A 20,261-nucleotide genomic window follows, 5' to 3' on the forward strand; every position below is an offset into this window, starting at 1 on the left:
CTTCCGGATAAAGTGTGTTTATTTCCCGAAAAAGCTTCGCCAAAAGTTAAATTTTCAAACTGATAAATCGCTTTTCCTTTGTTGTTGAAATTAAAATCCAATCCCGAAGTCAAAAAACTTTGATTGCCTAACAAAGTGGAAGTAATATTCCAATCTCTATTAAATTCGATGTTGTACAAACGTTCAATGGTTTTAAAATTTTTTTGCACCAACTGATAGTTCGCAAAGGCATCAATCTTAGTTTTTCCGTCAAAAAGGCGTTGTTTTCCATTGAATTTTCCGGCAAAACCTTTGTTGTTATTGTCATTTAAATTCGAATATAAATTTTGGTCGTTGTTACTTATTGCTGCTTCAAAATCTAAAAGGGTTTTCTCACTCGGATTGTATTTTCCTAAAACTGTTGCCATTTGAATTTTTGTAGGTGCAATCAATCGTACAATCGGTTCGTAATTTCCTTGCGGAATTCCAGCTATTGGCTCGACATATTCATAAATTTTCCCAACTGTTTGATTGTTAGCTAAAATGTAATTTCCTTGGTTATTTCCAACCAATGAAAAACGCACATTGTATAATTCGTCTATAGGATTATTCGAATATTCAAATACTTCAACAGCGCCAATAATCACTTTTCGATATAAAATTTTATTTTCAGAATATGTGTCTAAATATGCTGAAGGTCCGTTCATTTGGGAAATGTCATCGCCTGCGTTTTGCAAAATATCAATTTGTTCTTGAGATAAATTTTGTTGCAACGGCTGATTTTTTACATCACTTTCCGAATACACATAACCACCAATTTGCCAATTTTCTCGCTCATGCGAAATCCCGCCATAAGTAATAAATCGAGTGAAATTTCTATCGGTATATTGATATTCAACATTGATTCGCATTTCGGAAGTAATCGGAAATAACGAAGTGAAGATAATTTCTCCTGCGTTGTAATCGATGATGTAATCATTGTTTTCTCCACGAGTTTTCAAAATTCCGTTGACATAAACCCGTTCCGAACCTGAAATTACTAAAACATACAATTCGTTATTATTCCCTCGCAATTTATACGGACCTTGATTTCCTTCTTGTCCAACGAACGAACTTCGGGCATATTGTCCGCGAACCAAAGCACCAGAAGCAATGACTTCCGTATTTTTATCAGGTGTTCCAAAAGTGAAACGAGTGGCTAAACCTTGTACTTTTTTGTTAAAATTCAAGAAAGCAGATTTTCGATTTTCCAGAAATAAATCTCCCGCTCGAATGTTCCATTTATCGGAAAATAATTCGATGAAAATTTGGTCAAACTCATCCAGTTTTTGTGAATAACCGCTTTCTTGCAATGGAATATTACTGTCTTGAATCGAAGCTCGCAAACTCACTTTGTCTGAAATTTTTCCTGTGATTTGCAAATCTAAATTCGAGTTCACCACCGTATTTTGATTGTTTCCAACCGTAACGCCACGCGTAATACTTCCTGACGTATTCAATCCATCGAAAGGTTTGAATTTGGTGTTCTTGTCTTTTTTGAAAACGACTAATTTTCCCGCTTCGTTCGAAACTACTTTGTCGTCATCGTAAATCGAATAGGTTTTGGTTAAAAACTCAGGAAATTTCGAATAGCGAACAATTAGAGAGTCAGAAGTGTTGATTTCTTTGATGAAAATTACCGTTCCTTTTTGGAAATTTACTTTGTAAAAACTAGTGTCAATGACTTTTCCATTTTTGTCTTTGATTTCAAAAAAGGAATTGTTTAAACTGAATTTTTCAATTGAAATCGTATCTTTTGAAAAGGCAATTTTTTTAGTTGGATAGGATTGTAACGTCTCTTGAGCAAATCCGCTCAAAAAACACAACAAAAATCCCGCTAAAAAAACAATTTTTTGCATAAATACTATAACTCCGAATCTTCAAAAGTAGTATTTATTGTTGGAAAGTTTATTATTTCAATCTTTTTGACCAATCAATTGGGGAACGAGAAGTGTGAAACACTCCAATTACTATGATTTTATCCAAATTTACCAAATAGTGAACTCCATAAGGAAATCGTTTAATAAATCTAACTTTTACGTTTTTGTATCTAACTTGAAAAAGTTCAGGATTTCTAAAAATTTGGCTAACGCTTTCTTCTAAACAAAGTTCAAAATCATAAGATAAGCCTTCTCTTTGTTCTTCATACCAAATGGCAATCTGTTCAATATCGAGAAGCGCTTCTTTTGAAAATATAAGTTTATGCATTTCTGTTTTTTTTCAATGCATTTTTAACATCTTCCCAAGTGTAAAACTCGGTTTTGTCTTCTTCTACCAATGAAATTCTTCGGTCTAATTCTTGTTTCATTGTATCAGACAACTCTAATTTTTCTTTCGAAACACTTTCCCAAAGTTCTTCTGCTAAAAGAATTTTTTCGGCATTCGTATATTTATCTAAATCTTTGATTTTCATGGCTTAACTTTTTATAAAGTTAGGAAAAATATTTCTATTAATTGACACATTAAAAACTACTCCTTCGTTATCACCTGCATCGTTTCTCTCGAAATTTGACGTAACAATACTGTTTTGTTTGTTTCAACTACTTTAGCAGCGTTTTCATCAAAATGTCTGATGGTGTACAGCGATACATTTTCGTTATACGAAACTTTGAATTTTTTAGCCAAAACTTTTCGCAATTCTTCAAAAGTGTTGTATTTATCTTCGATACAAACCGAGAAACTAATTGCCGTATTTTGAATTAAATTCACTTTTACTTTGAATTTCGCAAATAAAGCAAATATCTCACTAATGTGATTTTCCATGATAAAATCGAAATCAATTGACGATAACGATAATAACAACTGGTTTTTCTTAACGATAAAACAAGATGTTTTCGGTTCTAAATCCAAACCTCTTGAAATTCTTGTTCCTGCCAATGTTGGGTTAATAAACGATTTTACATATAACGGAATTTCCTTTTTCTGTAAAGGTTGTAACGTTTTCGGGTGAATAACCGAAGCTCCGTAAAACGCTAACTCAATCGCTTCTCTATAGGAAATTTGGTTCAACAAAACCGCATTTTCAAAATATCTTGGATCGGCATTTAAAACTCCAGGAACGTCTTTCCAAATGGTAACGCTTTCCGCACCTAAACAATAGGCAAAAATCGCAGCGGTATAATCTGAACCTTCACGACCTAAAGTTGTGGTGAAATTATTTTCATCTGAACCTAAAAATCCTTGTGTGATGTTTAAGGTTTTCTTTTTAACGCCTTTCGAAATCAATTTTTGAGTGGTTTCCCAATCTACTTGCGCATCACGGTAATTATTATCGGTTTTGATTAATGGACGAACATCAATCCAATTGTTTTTTAAACCGCTATAATTGAAATAATGGCTTACAATTGTGGTAGAAACTAATTCTCCAATACTCACTACTTGATCATAAACAAAGCTATAATTTGGCGATTTATTACTACGAATAAAATATTCTAAATCATCAAAATGCGCGTTGACATCAAAAAACACATCGTGCTCTTCGTCTTCAAATAAGTCTAATAAAATTTGGTTGTGGTACTTGCGAACTTCCTGAAGCGAGGCATGTAATTCCTTCGATTTATCAAAGTAATTTTTGATGACTACTTCTAAAGCATTCGTGGTTTTTCCCATGGCAGAAATTACCAACAAAACATCTTCGTGTCCTACCGTGTTTAAAACATGTAATACATTTTTTACGCCTTCGGCATCTTTAACCGATGCACCTCCAAATTTGAATATTTTCATCTTAAAAGTTAGTTGTGTTTGTATTAGGAACACAGATTATAGAAATTTCTAAAATTTTTAAAATCTGTGTTCCAAAAATGATTTATTCGTTTAAAAAATTAGTAATTCCGTTTTCATCCATATGCACCACACGCCAATCGCCTAAAACTTTAGCACCCGATTTTTCATAGAATTCGATGGCTGTTGTGTTCCAATCCAGAACGTTCCATTCGATTCGGCGGACATTTTCGGATTTTCCTTGTTTGATGATTTCTTTGTAAAGCGCAAATCCGACACCTGTTCCGCGTTTGTTTTCTTTTACAATTAAATCTTCTAAATGGATGGTTTTTCCTTTCCAAGTCGAATAACGATAATAGTACAAAGCCATTCCTATAATCTCGTTTTCAACTTCGGCAACAAAGCATTGAAAAAGCGGATTTTCCGAAAAACCGTCCCGAATTAAATCATCAATAGTAACCACAACAGCATCAGGCTCTTTTTCAAAAGTGGCTAATTCCTGAATCAATTCTAAAACCGAAGACATGTCGTTTTTGGTGGCTTTTCTGATAATCATTTTTTCAAATTTTTTACAAAAGTAAAATTAAGTTAAACATCTTTTCAAATTAATTCTCTGATTTCACAAATTTACCGATATTTGTGCCTTAAACACAACTACATCGTTTTCGAAATGGAAGAAAGAAATAGAACCTTAGGCGAATTTATCATTGAACACCAAAATTCGTTTCAATATTCAACAGGAGAATTATCTCGAATCATCAACTCTATCCGATTAGCCGCCAAAGTGGTGAATTACAAAGTAAACAAAGCCGGATTAGTAGATATCGTAGGTGCTGCTGGTGAACAAAACATTCAAGGTGAAGACCAACAAAAATTAGACGTTTACGCGAATGAAGTTTTCATTCAAACGTTAATCAATCGTGAGATTGTTTGCGGAATTGCTTCGGAAGAAAACGACGATTTCATTACTGTTGCAGGTTCGGATAATTCACACAACAACAAATATGTAGTTTTGATGGATCCATTAGATGGTTCTTCGAATATTGATGTGAATGTTTCGGTAGGAACGATTTTCTCAGTTTTCAGAAGAATTACACCAGTTGGAACTCCTGTAACTATTGAAGACTTCTTGCAACCAGGCGTAAATCAAGTAGCAGCAGGTTATGTAATTTACGGAACATCAACGATGTTGGTTTACACAACAGGTCACGGAGTTAATGGATTTACATTGAATCCAGCTATCGGAACGTTTTATTTATCACATCCTGATATGAAATATTCGGAAGACGGAAAAATTTACTCGATTAACGAAGGAAATTACGTTCATTTTCCACAAGGAGTGAAAGATTACATCAAATATTGTCAGTTAGAAGAAGGTGACAGACCTTACACTTCAAGATACATTGGAAGTTTAGTTTCTGATTTTCATAGAAACATGATTAAAGGTGGAATTTATTTATATCCAACCAGTTCAAAAGCGCCAAACGGAAAATTACGTTTGTTATACGAATGCAATCCAATGGCATTCATTGCTGAACAAGCAGGAGGAAAAGCTTCTGACGGTTACAAAAGAATCATGGAAATTCAACCAACTGAGTTACACCAACGCGTTCCGTTCTTCTGCGGAAGTAAAAATATGGTAGAAAAGGCAGAAGAGTTTATGGCGAAAGCGAAGTAAATTTCTGAAATACATAAAAACAAAAAAGCACAAATTCGAATGAGTTTGTGCTTTTCTATTTTAAAACAGGTTGAATTATCTGTTCATGTGTTGCATTTCATAAGTAAATGTGTCTAAATCCACATTCATATCTACTAATTTTAACGCTTTATCTACGATATAACCTACGTTCCCTGCTGTAAAGCCTAAAGCTAAAGCAAAACGTGTTAATAAGTCTTGTTGTTTTTCACCTAAAATATGATCAGCATACACCATTCTTGCTAAATCGTATAAACGCTCTAAACGGTGCGTGTGCATTAATGGTGGATTAACAGGATATTTTAAAGGGTTTTCTAAAATTTCTTCATATTCTGCTTGAGAAATTTCTAATTTGATAGCTAATTTATCTAAGAATTGTTTCTCTTCTGGAGAAATACTTCCATCAGACATTGCTACTCTTACAATTGCTGAAAAGTGACCTTTGTTTCTATTTCTAAAACCGCTATCGAATAAATCTGAAATTGACATGTTGTTTGTTTTTTATATTAAAGCAAAATTACACAAAAAATCCATTTTTTTACAACAATTTCACATGCTTTTGTGATACAGAATTTGTTTTGATTTAAAAATAAATCGTAAGTTTGAAAATCCCCAAACAAATTGTAGTTATGTCGGAATTTTGGATGTATTTTAATATTGGTCTTAAACATGTGTTAGATATTAACGCCTATGACCACGTTTTGTTTTTGATGGCTTTGGTAATTCCGTATGCTTTTAAAGATTGGAAAAATGTTTTCGTTTTAGTGTCGCTTTTTACCATCGGACACACCTTAGCTTTGCTATTATCGGTTTATGGAGTGGTTCAAATTCAAGCCAGTTTGGTAGAGTTTTTAATTCCAATTACTATTTTAATAACCGCTATTTTTCATCTTTTTACCGCTGGAAAATCATCAAAAAATGAAAGCATCACCTTTGTTGCAATCGTAACATTATTTTTCGGAATCATTCACGGACTAGGATTTTCGAATTACTTCAAGACTATTTTACCAGGAAATGCTTCGGATAAATTATTGCCACTTTTAGAATTTGCATTAGGAATTGAAGCTGCGCAAATTATCGTAGTTGTAGTGTTTTTAATTATTTCGTATGTGGTGCAAACTTTTTTCCGATTTTCAAAAAGAGATTGGGCTTTAGTTATGTCAGCATTTATAATTGGCGTAGTTTTGCCAATGATTATTGAAAGCGAAATTTGGAACCGATAATGAAGAAAGAAAAAAAGGAAAAATACGATAAAGCTTATTTGCGAATTGCCAAAGAATGGGGCAATTTGTCTTATTGCCAACGAAAAAAAGTAGGCGCAATTATTGTTAAAAATAAAATGATTATTTCCGATGGGTATAATGGAACACCATCAGGTTTTGAAAATTGTTGTGAAGATGAAGACAATGTAACCAAATGGTACGTACTTCACGCTGAGGCAAATGCTATTTTAAAAGTTGCGCGTTCTACACAATCTTGCGAAGATGCTACGTTATATATTACGCTTTCTCCTTGTAAAGATTGTAGTAAGTTAATTCATCAATCGGGCATTAAAAGAGTGGTGTATCATCAAGAGTACAAAGATACTTCGGGTGTTGATTTTCTTAGGAAAGCTGGTGTTGAGGTCGAATTAATTGAAGATTTGAGCTAAAATGAAAATGAATAAAGTATATTTTCCAATTGTAATCGCAGTAGCTGTTGCGACGGGTTTGTTATTGGGAAGTAAACTCAATCCTTCCACAGAAAATGCTTTTTTAAGCAAAAATGCCAACAAAAATAAACTGAATAAACTAATCGATTTCATCGAAAAAGAATACGTAGACAGTTTAAATACCGATTCCATAGTCGATTTAACAGTAAACGGAATTCTCGAAAAACTCGACCCACATTCGGTTTATATTCCAAAAAGTCAATTAGAAGCTGTTGAACAAGAAATGCGAGGCGACTTTGTTGGAATTGGCATAAATTTCTACATGTATAAGGATTCACTGGCAGTTATAAAGCCTATTGTGAACGGACCTTCAGAAAAAGCGGGGTTAAAATCGGGCGACCGAATTCTTTTCGCTGATAAATTGCAGTTGTACAACAAAAAATTAGAAACCGATACGTTGTTTTCTATCTTAAAAGGAGAACAAGGTTCTAATGTAAAACTAACGGTTTACAGAAAATCTGAAAAAAAGAAATTCGCCGTAAACGTTACCCGTGATGTTATTCCAATTAAGAGTATTGATGCTGTGCAAATGGTTGACAAAACGACTGGTTACATCAAAATCAATCGATTTGCAGAAAAAACCTATGACGAATTTTTATCGGGTTTAACCCAATTAAAAAAAGAAGGTGCTAAACATATTATTATAGATTTGCGTGATAATGGTGGAGGTTATTTAGAATCAGCCGTTGCAATTGCCGATGAATTCCTGAAAAACAAAGAGTTAATCGTTAAAACGAAAAACAAAAAAGACAAAGTCGAAAGCACGTTAGCCACCGAAAAAGGTATTTTTGAAACAGGCAAAGTCAGTATCTTAATCAATGAAAATAGTGCTTCGGCAAGCGAAATTTTAGCAGGAGCTATTCAAGATAACGACAGAGGTTTGGTTTACGGAAGACGTTCCTTCGGAAAAGGATTAGTACAACGCGAAATGCCATTAGGCGACGGTTCGGCGGTACGATTAACCATAGCCAGATATTACACACCATCCGGTCGTTCGATTCAAAAACCGTATGAAGACAAAGGGGAAAACTATTTTAACGAATTCGACAAACGCTTTGAAAGTGGTGAATTGTATGAAAAAGACAAAACCAAAATCGCAGATAGTCTAAAATTCAAAACTAAAAAAGGGCGCATCGTGTATGGCGGCGGCGGAATTATGCCAGATATTTTTGTGCCTTTAGAAGATTCACACGGAACTGAAGGGTTAACGATGCTGATGCAATCGGGATTGGTGAATTATTTCGTCTTTGAACAATTGGATCAAAACCGTAAAAAGTTTGAAAAAATTTCGATGGAAGCGTTAGAAAAAGAGTTACGTTCTGGTAATTATTTCAATAACTTCAAGATGTACATGGCAAAAGGCGGATTGCTTTTCAATTTAGACACTCAGAAAGAAAAAGTGTTGTTCTATCTTCAAGCTGAATTTGTACGTCAACTATTTAACGAAAACGAGTATTACCAATTGATTTTAAAGAAAGACAATATGGTGAATAAGGTGTTGAGGAAGTAAAATGTCTTTAAAATGAATAGAAGAGATAAATTATTCGATTTGCCAATTTACAAAAAAGCCGAATTGATTTTGGATTTGGTAAATAGTCTATTAAATACTATCAGTGAAGAAGATGAGTATTTGAATGCAACTAAATATATGATGCGAGATGATGCCACAATAATTTGTGCTAAAATTGCAGGAGCTGAAGGTGGTGATATGTACAGTATTCGAATGCAAAATGCAGCTATCATTAGAGACCATGCAATGCACTTATATGTACAAGTTGGAAGTTTGCGATTTCATGATTCTTTTAAAGATACTGATTATGTTACGTTGATTAGAAAAGAAATAGACGAATTCAGAGAATTGTTTATCAATTGGGTTGCCAATTTTGATAAAAGTAATTATTATTGGGACGAATGGGAATTGTTCAATCCACCAGGAGCTATTCCACCAGATCCAAATGCCTATCAAGATCCAATTAATTGGGATGATTTTTTAGAAGGAATGGATTTTGATGATGAGGAAGACGATTTAGAAGAATAAAAGTCTATTTCCCCAAAGCATCATGAACTTGCACAGGATTTCCGTTATTCCACAATGTTAAAATATCGGTTGCTACAGAAGCACCACTTCCAGCGGCGATACTTAATTGACTTCTGTGTCCGGCTAAAACTCCAGCGGCATAAATACCTTCGGTAACCAAATGGTCGGTATTTTTTAATTGGATTCTGTTTTTCTCAGGAGCGGCTTTTTGATGCGGAATTACAAACGATTCCAAACCATCAATTGTAAATGGATTTCCAGCACCAATAGCAATTACTACAATTTTGGCTTGAAGCGAAGATTTGTTGGTAGTAACTGTGAAATTTTCCGCTTCACCTGAAATGGAAAGCACTTTTTCGCTATGAATTTGTTGTACGTGTGGATAAGATTGGGTTAAATGTTCCAAACTTTCTTCCAACAATTCACTGCCTAATTTCCCTGCGGGAATTCCGTATGCGTTATTAAAAATGGCGTTTTGCAGTGAAGACGCTTTTTGGTGTGCTACAATCGCAATCTTTTTATCCATTGCAAATGGCTTGTTTTGGGCCGAACCCAAAATCAAAGCACACGAAACGCCTGAAACTCCAGCGCCAATAATTAAAACGTCAACCATTATTGTTTGGTTTTTTCTTCAATCATTTTTGAAAAACGCAATAACACTAATAATAGAATTGCGCAAATTCCAGCTACAACACCAATGATGGCAATCGTGCTATTTCCTTCAAACGGATTGCTGTAATCAATTTGAAAAAGATTAAAAACAATTAAAGCTAAAGCAATGGCAACCGCCACATAAGTAAATATTTTCATTTCAATAAATTTCTAAATAAATAATCCTTTAACATTTGCGGCGAATAATTTTACAGCAATCGCCAATAAAATAACGCCAAATATTTTACGAATCACGCCTAATCCATTAACTCCTAACAAGCGTTCGATTTTTCCTGACGATTTCAAGACGCCATAAACAACGACTACATTGATAACAATTGCAATAATAATATTAATCTTGTCATAAGCAGCTCTAAGCGATAAAATAGTGGTCATCGTTCCAGCTCCAGCAATCAATGGAAATGCAATAGGAACAATTGAAGCCGTACTCGGATTGTCTTCTTTGTATAATCGAATGCCTAAAATCATTTCTAAGGCAAGGAAAAATAACACAAATGAACCAGCAACTGCAAACGAATTCGCATCAATACCAATTAATTTTAGAATTTCTTCTCCCACAAATAAAAAGGCAATCATAATCACCGCCGCCACAATAGTCGCTTTTTCAGATTGAATATGGCCCATTTTACTGCGTAAATCCACTATAATTGGAATACTTCCCACAATATCAATCACAGCAAATAAAATCATGCTGATGGTAAAAATGTCTTTCCAATTGATTCCGAATTCCATAAAACGCTGAATATTTGTGCAAATATAAGGATATTGAATAAAGAACGTTTCTAATTTAACGATACATTATCAATTGCAAGGTCAAAAATCAAGGACAAGTTCAAGTCATGAGCGAAATTTAAACGCAAAGTCGCAAAGTTTTTCGCAAAGAGCGCGAATAAAAAGTAAAACGTCTCGGTGTATCTCTTTTCAACACAATCTAAATCAAAAAAAACTCCGTGAATCTCTTTGTAAATTTAAACACAAAGTCGCAAAGTTTTTCGCAAAGAGCGCGAATAAAAAGTAAAACGTCTCGGTGTAGCTCTTTTCAACGCAATCAAAATCAAAAAAACTCGGTGAATCTCTGTGAAAAAATTATAACCATTTCTCAAATTTCCAAAATCTGTGTTCCAAAACTTCTAAATTCTTATTTCTAAATTCTGAATTCAAAATCGTATCTTTGCACTTTAAAATATACCAATATGTTTCAGTTAAATAAAACCATCGTTTCCGAAGAAATCTTAGAAAAAGAATTCGTTTGCAATTTGTCAGCTTGTAAAGGTGCTTGTTGTGTGGATGGCGATGCGGGTGCTCCTTTAGATGAGGAAGAAACCAAAATTTTAGCTGAAATTTTTCCAAAAGTAAAACCCTTTCTTCGTCCTGAAGGAATAAAAGCCATTGAAGCACAAGGAACGCATGTAGTTTCCGATTTTGGTGAATTAGAAACACCACTTATCGACGGAAAAGACTGTGCTTACGTAATTTTTGACGGAAAAACGGCACTTTGTGGAATCGAGCAAGCCTACAATCAAGGTATTGTAGATTGGAAAAAACCGGTTTCTTGTCATTTATATCCTATCCGAATTAAAGAATATTCAGATTTCGCGGCGGTGAATTACCACAAATGGCATATTTGCGATGACGCCTGTTCTTTAGGACAAGAATTAGGAGTTCCAGTGTACCAATTTGTGAAAGAAGCACTAGTTAGAAAATTCGGACAACAATGGTTTGACGAATTAGATAAAGTGGCAAAAGAGTTGAAAAAATAATCCGATTTTTATCGATTAAAAACACTCGTGAGTCGCTTATTTTTCAGTTGCTTACAAGGTTTTAACACTTGTTTTATTTGTTTTTAACTTATTGATTTTCAATATTTTAAAAACCTATATTAAATTACTGACAATTTTCAGCTTTGTTAAAAACTTGCTTCAATTGTGAATAAGTTTGGCTTTCATTTCTCGTTTCAAATGACAAACTTTGTAATCCCCAAATAAGTCAATTTAACCAATCATTAACATTTTTAAAATCAAATAGCTATGTCTATAGTGGAACCTATTTTGCAAGAAAATAAAGATCGATTTGTAATCTTTCCTATCAAACATCAAGATATATGGGAATGGTACAAAAAACAAGAAGCGTGTATTTGGACGGCAGAAGAAATTGATTTGCATCAAGATTTAAGCGATTGGAATAATAAATTAAACGATGACGAAAAATATTTCATCAAACATATTTTAGCATTCTTCGCAGCTTCTGACGGAATTGTAAATGAAAACTTAGCGGAAAACTTCGTTAATGAAGTACAATATCCAGAGGCGAAATTTTTCTACGGTTTCCAAATCATGATGGAAAATATTCACAGCGAAACCTATTCGTTATTGATTGACACGTATGTTAAAGACGAAGCTGAAAAAGATCAGTTATTCCATGCTATTGAAGTATTTCCAGCCATCAAAGAAAAAGCACAATGGGCTTTAAAATGGATTGAATCGGATTCCTTTGCGGAAAGATTAATTGCTTTCGCAGCAGTAGAAGGAATTTTCTTTTCAGGTTCGTTCTGTTCGATTTACTGGTTGAAAAAACGTGGATTAATGCCAGGATTAACCTTTTCAAACGAATTAATTTCTCGTGACGAAGGAATGCACTGTGATTTTGCGGTTCACTTACATACAAATCACATCGTAAACAAAGTGCCAAAAGCAAGAATTACAGAGATTATCGTAGACGCATTAAACATCGAAAGAAAATTCATTACAGAATCATTACCAGTAAGTTTAATTGGAATGAATGCAACTTTAATGACGCAATATTTAGAATTCGTAACCGATAGATTATTAGTGGAATTAGGATGCGATAGAGTATACAACTCTTCAAATCCATTCGATTTCATGGATATGATTTCGTTACAAGGAAAAACGAATTTCTTCGAGAAACGTGTTGCTGAATACCAAAAAGCGGGTGTAATGAATTCGGATTCAGAATCAAGTAAAATTAGCTTCGACGCTGATTTCTAAAAATATTTAAACACATAGACACATAGTTTTATGTTTACCTTTTTTACGTTGACTTTTTGCTTTGCGAATTCAATGTAAACTTAAAAAAAGAACCTATGTTTCTATGTGTTTTAAAAAAAAATAAAGCGCTATAAAATGTCGGGAGACTCGCGCTTTAGTTCAATAAATACTAACCGAAAGCAGGGAAGGGATTGTCTGTTTTCAAAAAACTAAAAAGCTTATGTATGTAGTAAAAAGAGATGGCCATAAGGAGCCAGTAATGTTTGACAAAATCACGGACAGAATTAAAAAATTGTGTTATGGATTAAATGACATGGTAGACGCTGTGAAAGTGGCAATGCGTGTAATTGAAGGATTATACGATGGAGTTACCACTTCTGAATTAGACAATTTAGCAGCAGAAACCGCAGCTTCCATGACGGTAACGCATCCAGATTATGCCCAACTAGCGGCTCGTATTGCAATTTCTAACCTACATAAAAATACTAACAAATCATTCTCGGAAACGATGAGTGAAATGTACCACTATGTAAACCCAAGAACGAATCAAGCAGCGCCTTTGATTTCGGATGAAGTTTACGAAGTAATTAAAGAAAATGCAGAATTTTTAAATTCTCACATCATATACAACCGTGATTTTAACTACGATTACTTTGGTTTCAAAACATTAGAGCGTTCGTATTTGTTAAGAATCAACGGAAAAATCGTAGAGCGTCCACAACACATGTTAATGCGTGTTTCGGTTGGGATTCACTTAAATGATATGGAAGCAGTAATTGAAACTTACGAATTAATGTCGAAAAAGTTCTTTACACACGCTACTCCAACATTATTCAATGCGGGAACTCCAAAACCTCAAATGTCATCTTGTTTCTTATTAACCATGAAGGATGATAGTATTGATGGAATTTACGATACCTTAAAACAAACAGCAAAAATTTCGCAATCAGCGGGAGGAATTGGTTTGGCTATTCACAATGTAAGAGCTACAGGTTCGTATATTCGTGGAACAAACGGAACTTCAAACGGAATTGTTCCGATGTTACGTGTTTTCAATGATACCGCTCGTTACGTAGATCAAGGTGGAGGAAAACGCAAAGGAAGTTTTGCTATTTATTTAGAAACTTGGCATGCGGATATTTTCGAATTCTTAGATTTGAAAAAGAACACCGGTAAAGAAGAAATGCGTGCAAGAGATTTATTCTTCGCCATGTGGACTTCTGACTTATTCATGAAACGTGTAGAAGAAGATTCAACTTGGACGTTAATGTGTCCAAACGAATGTCCAGGTTTAGATGAAGTGTATGGCGAAGAATTTGAAGCTTTATATATTTCATACGAAGCACAAGGAAAAGGTAGAAAAACCATCAAAGCACGTGAACTTTGGGAAAAAATTCTTGAATCTCAAATCGAAACAGGAACTCCTTATATGTTGTACAAAGATGCAGCGAACAGAAAATCGAACCAAAAGAATTTGGGAACGATTCGTTCGTCTAACTTATGTACTGAAATTATGGAGTACACTTCTCCAGATGAAATTGCGGTATGTAACTTGGCGTCTATTTCGTTGCCTATGTTTGTTGAAAACGGAACTTTCAATCATGAATTGTTATTTAATGTAACAAAACGCGTTACTCGCAACTTAAATAAAGTAATCGACAGAAATTACTATCCAGTTGTAGAAGCTGAAAATTCAAACATGCGTCACCGTCCGGTAGGATTAGGAGTACAAGGTTTGGCGGATGCTTTTATCATGATGAGAATGCCTTTTACAAGTGATGAAGCTAAAAAATTAAACCAAGAAATTTTTGAAACGTTATATTTCGCAGCTGTAACCGCTTCTATGGAAATGGCTAAAGAAGAAGGACCATATTCAACTTTCGAAGGTTCGCCAATTTCTAAAGGAGAATTCCAACACAACCTTTGGGGCTTAAAAGACGAAGAACTTTCTGGTCGTTGGGATTGGGCAAGTTTAAGAAAAGAAGTAATGGCAAACGGAGTGAGAAACTCATTGTTAGTAGCACCAATGCCAACCGCTTCAACTTCTCAAATCTTAGGAAATAACGAAGCTTTCGAACCTTATACTTCAAATATTTATACAAGAAGAGTACTTTCGGGAGAATTCATCGTGGTAAACAAACACTTATTAAACGATTTAGTAGAAAGAGGTTTGTGGAACGAAACATTGAAGCAAGAAATCATGCGTCATAATGGTTCGGTGCAACATATTGAAAGAATTCCTGCGGATTTAAAAGAATTGTACAAAACGGTTTGGGAAATGTCGATGAAAGATATTATCGATATGTCGCGTCAAAGAGGTTATTTCATTGACCAATCGCAATCGTTGAACTTGTTTATGCAAGATGCAAATTATGCGAAATTAACTTCGATGCATTTTTATGCTTGGAAATCAGGTTTAAAAACAGGAATGTATTACTTAAGAACAAAAGCAGCTGTGGACGCGATTAAGTTTACTTTAAATAATGATAAAGTTGCCGCTCCAATTGAAGTTAAAGAGCAACATGTTGAAGTGAAAAAAGTAGAAGCTATTGCAGTTTTGGAAGAACCAGCAGAAATGACTGCCGAAGAATACAGAGCAATGATCGAAATGGCTAGAAACGCAGGTCCAGAAGATTGTGAAATGTGTGGTTCTTAATTTTAGAAAATAGAACAAAGAAAATAGAATAAAGAAAGCAGTTGTTCGCTAATGCGAATGACTGTTTTTGTTTTAAATAATTACAATCCAATTCGTACATTTGAAAAAAATACAATCATGTCAAAAGATAAAAAAGGCGTTTACACCGGAATCATAGAAAAAGACGCAGACGGGAATTATTTCTGCGGTGAATATTTGTTAGATTACCAATACACAGAGAAAAATTTCAAAGTAGGAGATGAAATCAATATTAAATCGGTTATCGTAAATCCGAGTGATAAAAGTTACAATCAGTATCCAAAAAAATCGAGAAATTTCTTCTTGGCTAACGAAAAAGAGTAATTCTAAAATCCGCAATCTTCAATCTAGAATCTTATGATGCAGTGGGAACAATTATTGTCCTTAAAAAGACAAGGCGACACCAGCAAACGTTTACGAAAAGAGCAAGACGACACCCGTTTAGGTTTTGAAGTCGATTATGACCGAATTATTTTTTCTGCCGCTTTCAGAAGTCTGCAAGATAAAACGCAAGTCATTCCACTTTCTAAAACCGATTTCGTACACAACCGACTAACACATAGTTTGGAGGTTTCTGTTGTTGGACGTTCTCTTGGGCGTTTGGTTGGAAAACAAATCATTGCAAAATATCCACATTTACAAGAAGTTCATGGTTATCAAGCCAATGATTTTGGTGCAATTGTAGCTGCTGCGGCATTATCTCATGATATTGGAAACCCACCTTTCGGACATTCGGGAGAAAAAGCCATTGGCGAATATTTCAAAACCGGAAACGGATTGCAATACAAAGACCAATTAACCGTAAAACAATGGCAAGATTTAATCGATTTTGAAGGAAATGCCAACGGATTTTCAGTGTTAGCTTCTTCTCGTGAAGGAATCGAAGGCGGTTTACGTATTTCATATGCAACTTTGGGTGCTTTTATGAAATATCCGAAGGAAAGTTTGCCAAAAAAACCAACATCTAAAATCTGCGATAAAAAATATGGTTTCTTCCAGCAAGACAAAGCCTTTTTTGCTGAGGTTGCTAATGAGTTAGGTTTAATTGCGAATAAATCAGGAAACGATATCGGTTTTGAGCGTCATCCACTAGCTTATCTGGTAGAAGCAGCTGACGATATTTGTTATACTATCATCGATTTTGAAGACGGAATTAACTTAGGTTGGATTTCGGAAGAATACGCATTAGAATACCTAATTAAACTAGTTAAAAACGGAATCGATACCAAAAAATATAATGAATTACTTACTAAAGAAGATAGAATCAGTTATTTGCGAGCACTAGCTATTGGAAGTTTAATCAACGATGCGGTGGCTGTTTTTATGGTAAACGAAAATGCTATTTTGGCTGGAGAATTCCCATTTGCCTTGATGGATAAAAGTCAGTACAAAGCGCAAATGAATGACATCATCCAAATCAGTATAAAAAACGTATATCAAAGTAAGGAAGTAATCCAGAAAGAAGTAATGGGTTACAAAATCATCAACAGTTTGTTAGATAGTTTTTGCACCGCCTACAATAAAAAAGAAAACGGAACAGCTTCTAATTATGATGAGCTTCTATTAAAATTGTTGCCAGAACGTTTTCAATTTCAAAAAGACAGTCTGTACGACAGATTGTTACATATTTGTCACTTTGTTTCGTTGTTAACTGATGGGAAGGCTTTGGAGTTATATAAGACGATTCAGGTAAATAAATGATATTTTTAACAAAAATATAAACTTACAGGAAATAAAAAAGCCTCTCGAATGAGAGGCTTTAAATATGTTGCTAAATAAAATTATTAAGCTTCGAAAGGAACTACAGATACATAAGATTTGTTTTCCCCTTTTTTCTGGAATTTTACAACTCCATCAACTTTAGCATGTAAAGTATGATCTTTACCCATGTAAACGTTTTCACCTGGGTTGTGCTTCGAACCTCTTTGTCTAACAATGATGTTTCCAGCAATAGCAGCTTGACCACCATAAATCTTAACGCCTAAACGTTTCGATTCTGATTCTCTACCATTCTTCGAACTACCGACACCTTTCTTGTGAGCCATGACGTAATATTTTTAAATGTTATTCTTCAGTTTTTGGTTTTTTTGTTGCTTTAGCTTTTGGCTTAACTTCTTCAGTAGTTTCAGTTACTTCAACTTCAACTTCTTTTTTAGCAGCTTTTTTCTTAGCACCAGTAGCAACAATTCCTTCAATTAAAATTTGAGTGAATGATTGTCTGTGACCGTTTTTCTTTTTGTAACCTTTTCTTCTTTTCTTTTTGAAAACGATTACTTTATCACCTTTTAAGTGTTGTAACACTTTGGCTTCTACTGAAGCACCTTCTACAGCTGGGGCGCCTAAAGTTACTGTTCCGTTTTCATCTAATAAAAGAACTTTGTCAAAAGAAACTTTAGTTCCTTCTTCTGAAGCTAAACGGTGAACATAAACCTTTTGGTCTTTGCTTACTTTGAATTGTTGCCCTGCTATCTCTACGATTGCGTACATAACAATGATTTTAGTTAAAAATTTTAAGGTTGCAAATATACAATAATTTCTAAACCAAACAACTATACTTACAAATAAAATGCTTCAAAACAGAATTTTAATATTTTTTTATATAAAATGTTATTTCAAATTGTAACATTATCCCGAAATTGCGTCTAATTACAATTATATCAAACAAATTAATAACGTATGAAAAAATCTTTAATGGCTTTGGGTACAGCACTAATGCTTGGCGGAACTGCCACTGCTCAAAAAGTAACATTCGAGGAATTTGATTTAGACAACGGACTACATGTTGTTTTACATCAAGATAATTCTGCACCTGTGGTTATTACTTCGGTAATGTATCATGTAGGAGCTAAAGACGAACAACCTAACCGTACTGGTTTTGCTCACTTTTTTGAACACCTTTTATTTGAAGGAACAAAAAACATTGGTAAAGGGGAGTGGTTCAAATTAGTTACAGCAAACGGAGGAAACAACAATGCTAATACTACTGATGACAGAACGTATTACTATGAAGTTTTCCCATCTAACAATTTAGAATTAGCTATTTGGATGGAATCTGAACGATTAATGCATCCAGTAATTGATCAAAAAGGTGTTGATACACAAAATGAAGTAGTTAAAGAAGAAAAAAGACTACGTGTTGATAATCAACCTTACGGAAATTTAATTAAAGCGGTTAAAGAAAACATGTTTAAAGTGCATCCTTATAAATGGACGACCATTGGAGAAATGGAGCATTTAGATGCGGCTACTTTAGAAGAATTCTTAGCTTTCAACAAAAAATTCTACGTGCCAAACAATGCGGTTTTAGTAATTGCAGGTCAGTTTGACAAAGCACAAGCGAAAGAATGGGTAAAAAAATATTTTAGCGCTATTCCTAAAGGAGCTCCTGTAACTAGAACTAAAGTAGAAGAAGCACCTATTACAAAAGAATTTAAAGCAACTTGGCAAGATCCAAACATTCAAATTCCGATGTTAGTAGCTTCTTACAGAACGCCTTCTATGAAAACGCGTGATGCTAGAGTTTTAGATATGATTTCAGCTTACCTTTCTGATGGAAAAAGTTCGAAATTATACAAGAAAATTGTAGACGACAAAAAAATGGCATTACAAATTGGTGCTTTCAACTATAGTCAAGAAGATTACGGAATGTATTTAATCTATGGTTTACCAATGGGAGAAAATACGACAGAATCTATCTTAAAAGAGATTGATGAGGAAATTGTGAAAATGCAAAACGAATTAATTTCTGAAAAAGACTTCCAAAAACTTCAAAACAAATTTGAAAGTAACTATGTAAGTAACAACGCTTCTGTTGAAGGAATTGCTGATAATTTAGCTACTTACTATATGTTATATGGCGATATCAACTTAATTAATACTGAAATTGATATTTATCGTTCTATTACAAGAGAAGAAATTAGAGACATTGCAAAAAAATATCTAAACTCAAACCAAAGAATGATTTTAGATTATGTTCCTGCTAAAGACAAAGCTCAAAACTAAGATTTGAAGAATATGAAAAAATTTATATACATAGCAGCCAGTTTATTTTTAACAATAACTATGCAAGCACAAGACAGACCACAACCAAAAGCGGGACCAGCTCCTACTATCAACATCAACAAACCACAAAGTTTTGTACTTAAAAACGGTTTGAAAGTTTTAGTTGTGGAAAATCACAAGTTACCACGTGTTTCTTTTAATCTAACTTTAGATAACCCGCCTTATGCAGAAGGGAACAAAAAAGGAGTTTCTGATATTTTAAGCGGAATGTTAGGTAACGGAACAGAAACGGTTACTAAAGACGCATACAATGAAGAAATCGACTTCTTAGGAGCAGATATTAATTTTTATGCTTCTGGAGCTTCAGCAAACGGACTTTCAAGATATTCAAAAAGAATTTTAGAATTAATGGCTGATGGTGCTTTAAATCCATTATTTGATAAAGCAGAATTCGAAAAAGAAAAAGAAAAAATTATCGAAGGTTTAAAAGCTGATGAAAAAAGTGTTTCTGCTATTGCTCGTAGAGTAGAAAATGTTTTAGTGTTTGGAAAAGAACACTACAAAGGTGAATATACAAGTGAAGAAACGTTGAAAAACGTAACTTTTGATGATGTAGTTTTAAATTACAATACTTACTTTGTTCCTGCTAATGCGTATTTAGTAATTGTTGGGGATGTTAATTTTAAAGAAGTTAAAAAAGAAGTAGAAAAACTTTTTGGTAAATG

At 34.0% G+C, this 20,261-nt stretch carries 22 protein-coding genes and 1 pseudogene; 12 read left to right on the plus strand and 11 right to left on the minus strand.

The genetic code is table 11. From position 1 onward, the window contains the following. From L6Q46_RS03875 to L6Q46_RS03895, 5 genes and pseudogenes are all read right to left on the minus strand, one after another. Positions 1–1,877 (minus strand): annotated as a pseudogene (locus L6Q46_RS03875) (hypothetical protein); the annotation flags it as partial. 52 nt (positions 1,878–1,929) lie between these two features. Then, a complete protein-coding gene (locus L6Q46_RS03880) occupies positions 1,930–2,226 on the minus strand; it encodes a type II toxin-antitoxin system RelE/ParE family toxin (RefSeq protein ID WP_291283205.1) in 297 nt (98 codons plus the stop codon). Further along, on the minus strand, positions 2,219–2,431 hold the full coding sequence (locus L6Q46_RS03885) for an addiction module protein (RefSeq protein ID WP_291283206.1): 213 nt from the start codon (positions 2,429–2,431) through the stop codon (positions 2,219–2,221). The genes L6Q46_RS03880 and L6Q46_RS03885 overlap by 8 nt, the downstream gene beginning before the upstream one ends. A 56-nt stretch (positions 2,432–2,487) precedes the next feature. Then, entirely contained in the window at positions 2,488–3,741 is a 1,254-nt protein-coding gene (locus tag L6Q46_RS03890) for an aspartate kinase (RefSeq protein WP_291283207.1), read from the minus strand. Between the two features lie 82 nt (positions 3,742–3,823). Further along, complete coding sequence (locus tag L6Q46_RS03895; RefSeq protein WP_291283208.1) at positions 3,824–4,294, minus strand: GNAT family N-acetyltransferase; 471 nt, start codon at positions 4,292–4,294, stop codon at positions 3,824–3,826. A gap of 114 nt (positions 4,295–4,408) precedes the next feature. Between L6Q46_RS03895 and fbp the strand changes: the two genes are divergently transcribed. Beyond that, the gene (fbp, locus tag L6Q46_RS03900) at positions 4,409–5,416 is read left to right on the plus strand and encodes a class 1 fructose-bisphosphatase (RefSeq protein ID WP_291283209.1); all 1,008 of its coding nucleotides are present in this window, start codon (positions 4,409–4,411) and stop codon (positions 5,414–5,416) included. A 75-nt stretch (positions 5,417–5,491) separates the two neighbouring features. On the opposite strand, the gene L6Q46_RS03905 is transcribed toward fbp, so the two are convergent. Further along, complete coding sequence (locus L6Q46_RS03905; RefSeq protein WP_111567436.1) at positions 5,492–5,923, minus strand: TerB family tellurite resistance protein; 432 nt, start codon at positions 5,921–5,923, stop codon at positions 5,492–5,494. A 140-nt stretch (positions 5,924–6,063) separates the two neighbouring features. On the opposite strand from L6Q46_RS03905, the gene L6Q46_RS03910 reads away from it, so the two are divergent. The 4 genes from L6Q46_RS03910 to L6Q46_RS03925 are packed head-to-tail and all read left to right on the plus strand — an operon-like array spanning position 6,064 to position 9,183. Further along, positions 6,064–6,657 carry a HupE/UreJ family protein gene (locus L6Q46_RS03910; protein WP_291283210.1) on the plus strand — a complete coding sequence of 198 codons (594 nt, stop codon included), beginning with the start codon at positions 6,064–6,066 and terminating at the stop codon, positions 6,655–6,657. Then, positions 6,657–7,085 carry a dCMP deaminase family protein gene (locus L6Q46_RS03915; RefSeq protein WP_194094090.1) on the plus strand — a complete coding sequence of 143 codons (429 nt, stop codon included), beginning with the start codon at positions 6,657–6,659 and terminating at the stop codon, positions 7,083–7,085. Before L6Q46_RS03910 ends, L6Q46_RS03915 begins: the two co-directional genes overlap by 1 nt. A gap of 1 nt (position 7,086) precedes the next feature. After that, complete coding sequence (locus L6Q46_RS03920; protein ID WP_291283211.1) at positions 7,087–8,655, plus strand: S41 family peptidase; 1,569 nt, start codon at positions 7,087–7,089, stop codon at positions 8,653–8,655. Positions 8,656–8,667: 12 nt separating this feature from the next. Next, positions 8,668–9,183 (plus strand): hypothetical protein, encoded by a 516-nt coding sequence (locus tag L6Q46_RS03925; RefSeq protein WP_291283212.1) that lies wholly within the window; start codon positions 8,668–8,670, stop codon positions 9,181–9,183. A gap of 4 nt (positions 9,184–9,187) precedes the next feature. Here the strand turns inward: L6Q46_RS03925 and L6Q46_RS03930 are convergent, their stop codons facing one another. The 3 genes from L6Q46_RS03930 to L6Q46_RS03940 are packed head-to-tail and all read right to left on the minus strand — an operon-like array spanning position 9,188 to position 10,587. Continuing rightward, positions 9,188–9,796 (minus strand): FAD-dependent oxidoreductase, encoded by a 609-nt coding sequence (locus tag L6Q46_RS03930; protein ID WP_291283213.1) that lies wholly within the window; start codon positions 9,794–9,796, stop codon positions 9,188–9,190. After that, a complete protein-coding gene (locus L6Q46_RS03935; protein ID WP_290821309.1) occupies positions 9,796–9,993 on the minus strand; it encodes a hypothetical protein in 198 nt (65 codons plus the stop codon). Before L6Q46_RS03935 ends, L6Q46_RS03930 begins: the two co-directional genes overlap by 1 nt. Positions 9,994–10,005: 12 nt before the next feature. Further along, entirely contained in the window at positions 10,006–10,587 is a 582-nt protein-coding gene (locus tag L6Q46_RS03940) for a MarC family protein (RefSeq protein ID WP_153200557.1), read from the minus strand. A 461-nt stretch (positions 10,588–11,048) separates the two neighbouring features. Here L6Q46_RS03940 and L6Q46_RS03945 point away from each other — a divergent pair, with 461 nt between their 5' ends. The 5 genes from L6Q46_RS03945 to dgt all read left to right on the plus strand — a co-directional run bounded on the left by L6Q46_RS03945 (position 11,049) and on the right by dgt (position 17,235). Next, positions 11,049–11,615 (plus strand): DUF3109 family protein, encoded by a 567-nt coding sequence (locus L6Q46_RS03945; RefSeq protein ID WP_291283214.1) that lies wholly within the window; start codon positions 11,049–11,051, stop codon positions 11,613–11,615. 267 nt (positions 11,616–11,882) lie between these two features. After that, the gene (locus L6Q46_RS03950) at positions 11,883–12,860 is read left to right on the plus strand and encodes a ribonucleotide-diphosphate reductase subunit beta (RefSeq protein ID WP_291283215.1); all 978 of its coding nucleotides are present in this window, start codon (positions 11,883–11,885) and stop codon (positions 12,858–12,860) included. A 220-nt stretch (positions 12,861–13,080) separates the two neighbouring features. Beyond that, complete coding sequence (locus L6Q46_RS03955) at positions 13,081–15,516, plus strand: ribonucleoside-diphosphate reductase subunit alpha (protein WP_291283216.1); 2,436 nt, start codon at positions 13,081–13,083, stop codon at positions 15,514–15,516. Between the two features lie 117 nt (positions 15,517–15,633). Further along, positions 15,634–15,858, plus strand: coding sequence for a hypothetical protein (locus L6Q46_RS03960; RefSeq protein WP_026725983.1), 225 nt, complete (start codon positions 15,634–15,636; stop codon positions 15,856–15,858). Between the two features lie 36 nt (positions 15,859–15,894). Further along, positions 15,895–17,235 carry a dGTP triphosphohydrolase gene (dgt, locus tag L6Q46_RS03965; protein WP_291283219.1) on the plus strand — a complete coding sequence of 447 codons (1,341 nt, stop codon included), beginning with the start codon at positions 15,895–15,897 and terminating at the stop codon, positions 17,233–17,235. Positions 17,236–17,318: 83 nt separating this feature from the next. On the opposite strand, the gene rpmA is transcribed toward dgt, so the two are convergent. Together rpmA and rplU are read right to left on the minus strand one after the other, a co-directional pair. Next, positions 17,319–17,579: a 50S ribosomal protein L27 gene (gene rpmA / locus L6Q46_RS03970; protein WP_111567425.1), complete on the minus strand. Its 261-nt coding sequence runs from the start codon at positions 17,577–17,579 to the stop codon at positions 17,319–17,321. A gap of 19 nt (positions 17,580–17,598) precedes the next feature. Continuing rightward, the gene (rplU, locus tag L6Q46_RS03975) at positions 17,599–18,021 is read right to left on the minus strand and encodes a 50S ribosomal protein L21 (RefSeq protein WP_290819610.1); all 423 of its coding nucleotides are present in this window, start codon (positions 18,019–18,021) and stop codon (positions 17,599–17,601) included. A 189-nt stretch (positions 18,022–18,210) separates the two neighbouring features. Here rplU and L6Q46_RS03980 point away from each other — a divergent pair, with 189 nt between their 5' ends. Next, positions 18,211–19,536 carry a pitrilysin family protein gene (locus L6Q46_RS03980; protein WP_291283217.1) on the plus strand — a complete coding sequence of 442 codons (1,326 nt, stop codon included), beginning with the start codon at positions 18,211–18,213 and terminating at the stop codon, positions 19,534–19,536. Between the two features lie 12 nt (positions 19,537–19,548). Further along, positions 19,549–20,261, plus strand: a 713-nt coding sequence (locus tag L6Q46_RS03985) for an insulinase family protein (protein ID WP_291283218.1), incomplete at its 3' end; no start/stop codon positions are given.

This window comes from Flavobacterium sp. (assembly GCF_023151265.1).
Classification (GTDB): Bacteria; Bacteroidota; Bacteroidia; order Flavobacteriales; family Flavobacteriaceae; genus Flavobacterium.

Coding starts and splice junctions, on each gene's coding strand:
- L6Q46_RS03880 (WP_291283205.1), bottom strand. CDS start 2,226: ATGCATAAACTTATATTTTCAAAAGAAGCGCTTCTCGATATTGAACAG.
- L6Q46_RS03885 (WP_291283206.1), bottom strand. CDS start 2,431: ATGAAAATCAAAGATTTAGATAAATATACGAATGCCGAAAAAATTCTT.
- L6Q46_RS03890 (WP_291283207.1), bottom strand. CDS start 3,741: ATGAAAATATTCAAATTTGGAGGTGCATCGGTTAAAGATGCCGAAGGC.
- L6Q46_RS03895 (WP_291283208.1), bottom strand. CDS start 4,294: ATGATTATCAGAAAAGCCACCAAAAACGACATGTCTTCGGTTTTAGAA.
- fbp (WP_291283209.1), top strand. CDS start 4,409: ATGGAAGAAAGAAATAGAACCTTAGGCGAATTTATCATTGAACACCAA.
- L6Q46_RS03905 (WP_111567436.1), bottom strand. CDS start 5,923: ATGTCAATTTCAGATTTATTCGATAGCGGTTTTAGAAATAGAAACAAA.
- L6Q46_RS03910 (WP_291283210.1), top strand. CDS start 6,064: ATGTCGGAATTTTGGATGTATTTTAATATTGGTCTTAAACATGTGTTA.
- L6Q46_RS03915 (WP_194094090.1), top strand. CDS start 6,657: ATGAAGAAAGAAAAAAAGGAAAAATACGATAAAGCTTATTTGCGAATT.
- L6Q46_RS03920 (WP_291283211.1), top strand. CDS start 7,087: ATGAAAATGAATAAAGTATATTTTCCAATTGTAATCGCAGTAGCTGTT.
- L6Q46_RS03925 (WP_291283212.1), top strand. CDS start 8,668: ATGAATAGAAGAGATAAATTATTCGATTTGCCAATTTACAAAAAAGCC.
- L6Q46_RS03930 (WP_291283213.1), bottom strand. CDS start 9,796: ATGGTTGACGTTTTAATTATTGGCGCTGGAGTTTCAGGCGTTTCGTGT.
- L6Q46_RS03935 (WP_290821309.1), bottom strand. CDS start 9,993: ATGAAAATATTTACTTATGTGGCGGTTGCCATTGCTTTAGCTTTAATT.
- L6Q46_RS03940 (WP_153200557.1), bottom strand. CDS start 10,587: ATGGAATTCGGAATCAATTGGAAAGACATTTTTACCATCAGCATGATT.
- L6Q46_RS03945 (WP_291283214.1), top strand. CDS start 11,049: ATGTTTCAGTTAAATAAAACCATCGTTTCCGAAGAAATCTTAGAAAAA.
- L6Q46_RS03950 (WP_291283215.1), top strand. CDS start 11,883: ATGTCTATAGTGGAACCTATTTTGCAAGAAAATAAAGATCGATTTGTA.
- L6Q46_RS03955 (WP_291283216.1), top strand. CDS start 13,081: ATGTATGTAGTAAAAAGAGATGGCCATAAGGAGCCAGTAATGTTTGAC.
- L6Q46_RS03960 (WP_026725983.1), top strand. CDS start 15,634: ATGTCAAAAGATAAAAAAGGCGTTTACACCGGAATCATAGAAAAAGAC.
- dgt (WP_291283219.1), top strand. CDS start 15,895: ATGCAGTGGGAACAATTATTGTCCTTAAAAAGACAAGGCGACACCAGC.
- rpmA (WP_111567425.1), bottom strand. CDS start 17,579: ATGGCTCACAAGAAAGGTGTCGGTAGTTCGAAGAATGGTAGAGAATCA.
- rplU (WP_290819610.1), bottom strand. CDS start 18,021: ATGTACGCAATCGTAGAGATAGCAGGGCAACAATTCAAAGTAAGCAAA.
- L6Q46_RS03980 (WP_291283217.1), top strand. CDS start 18,211: ATGAAAAAATCTTTAATGGCTTTGGGTACAGCACTAATGCTTGGCGGA.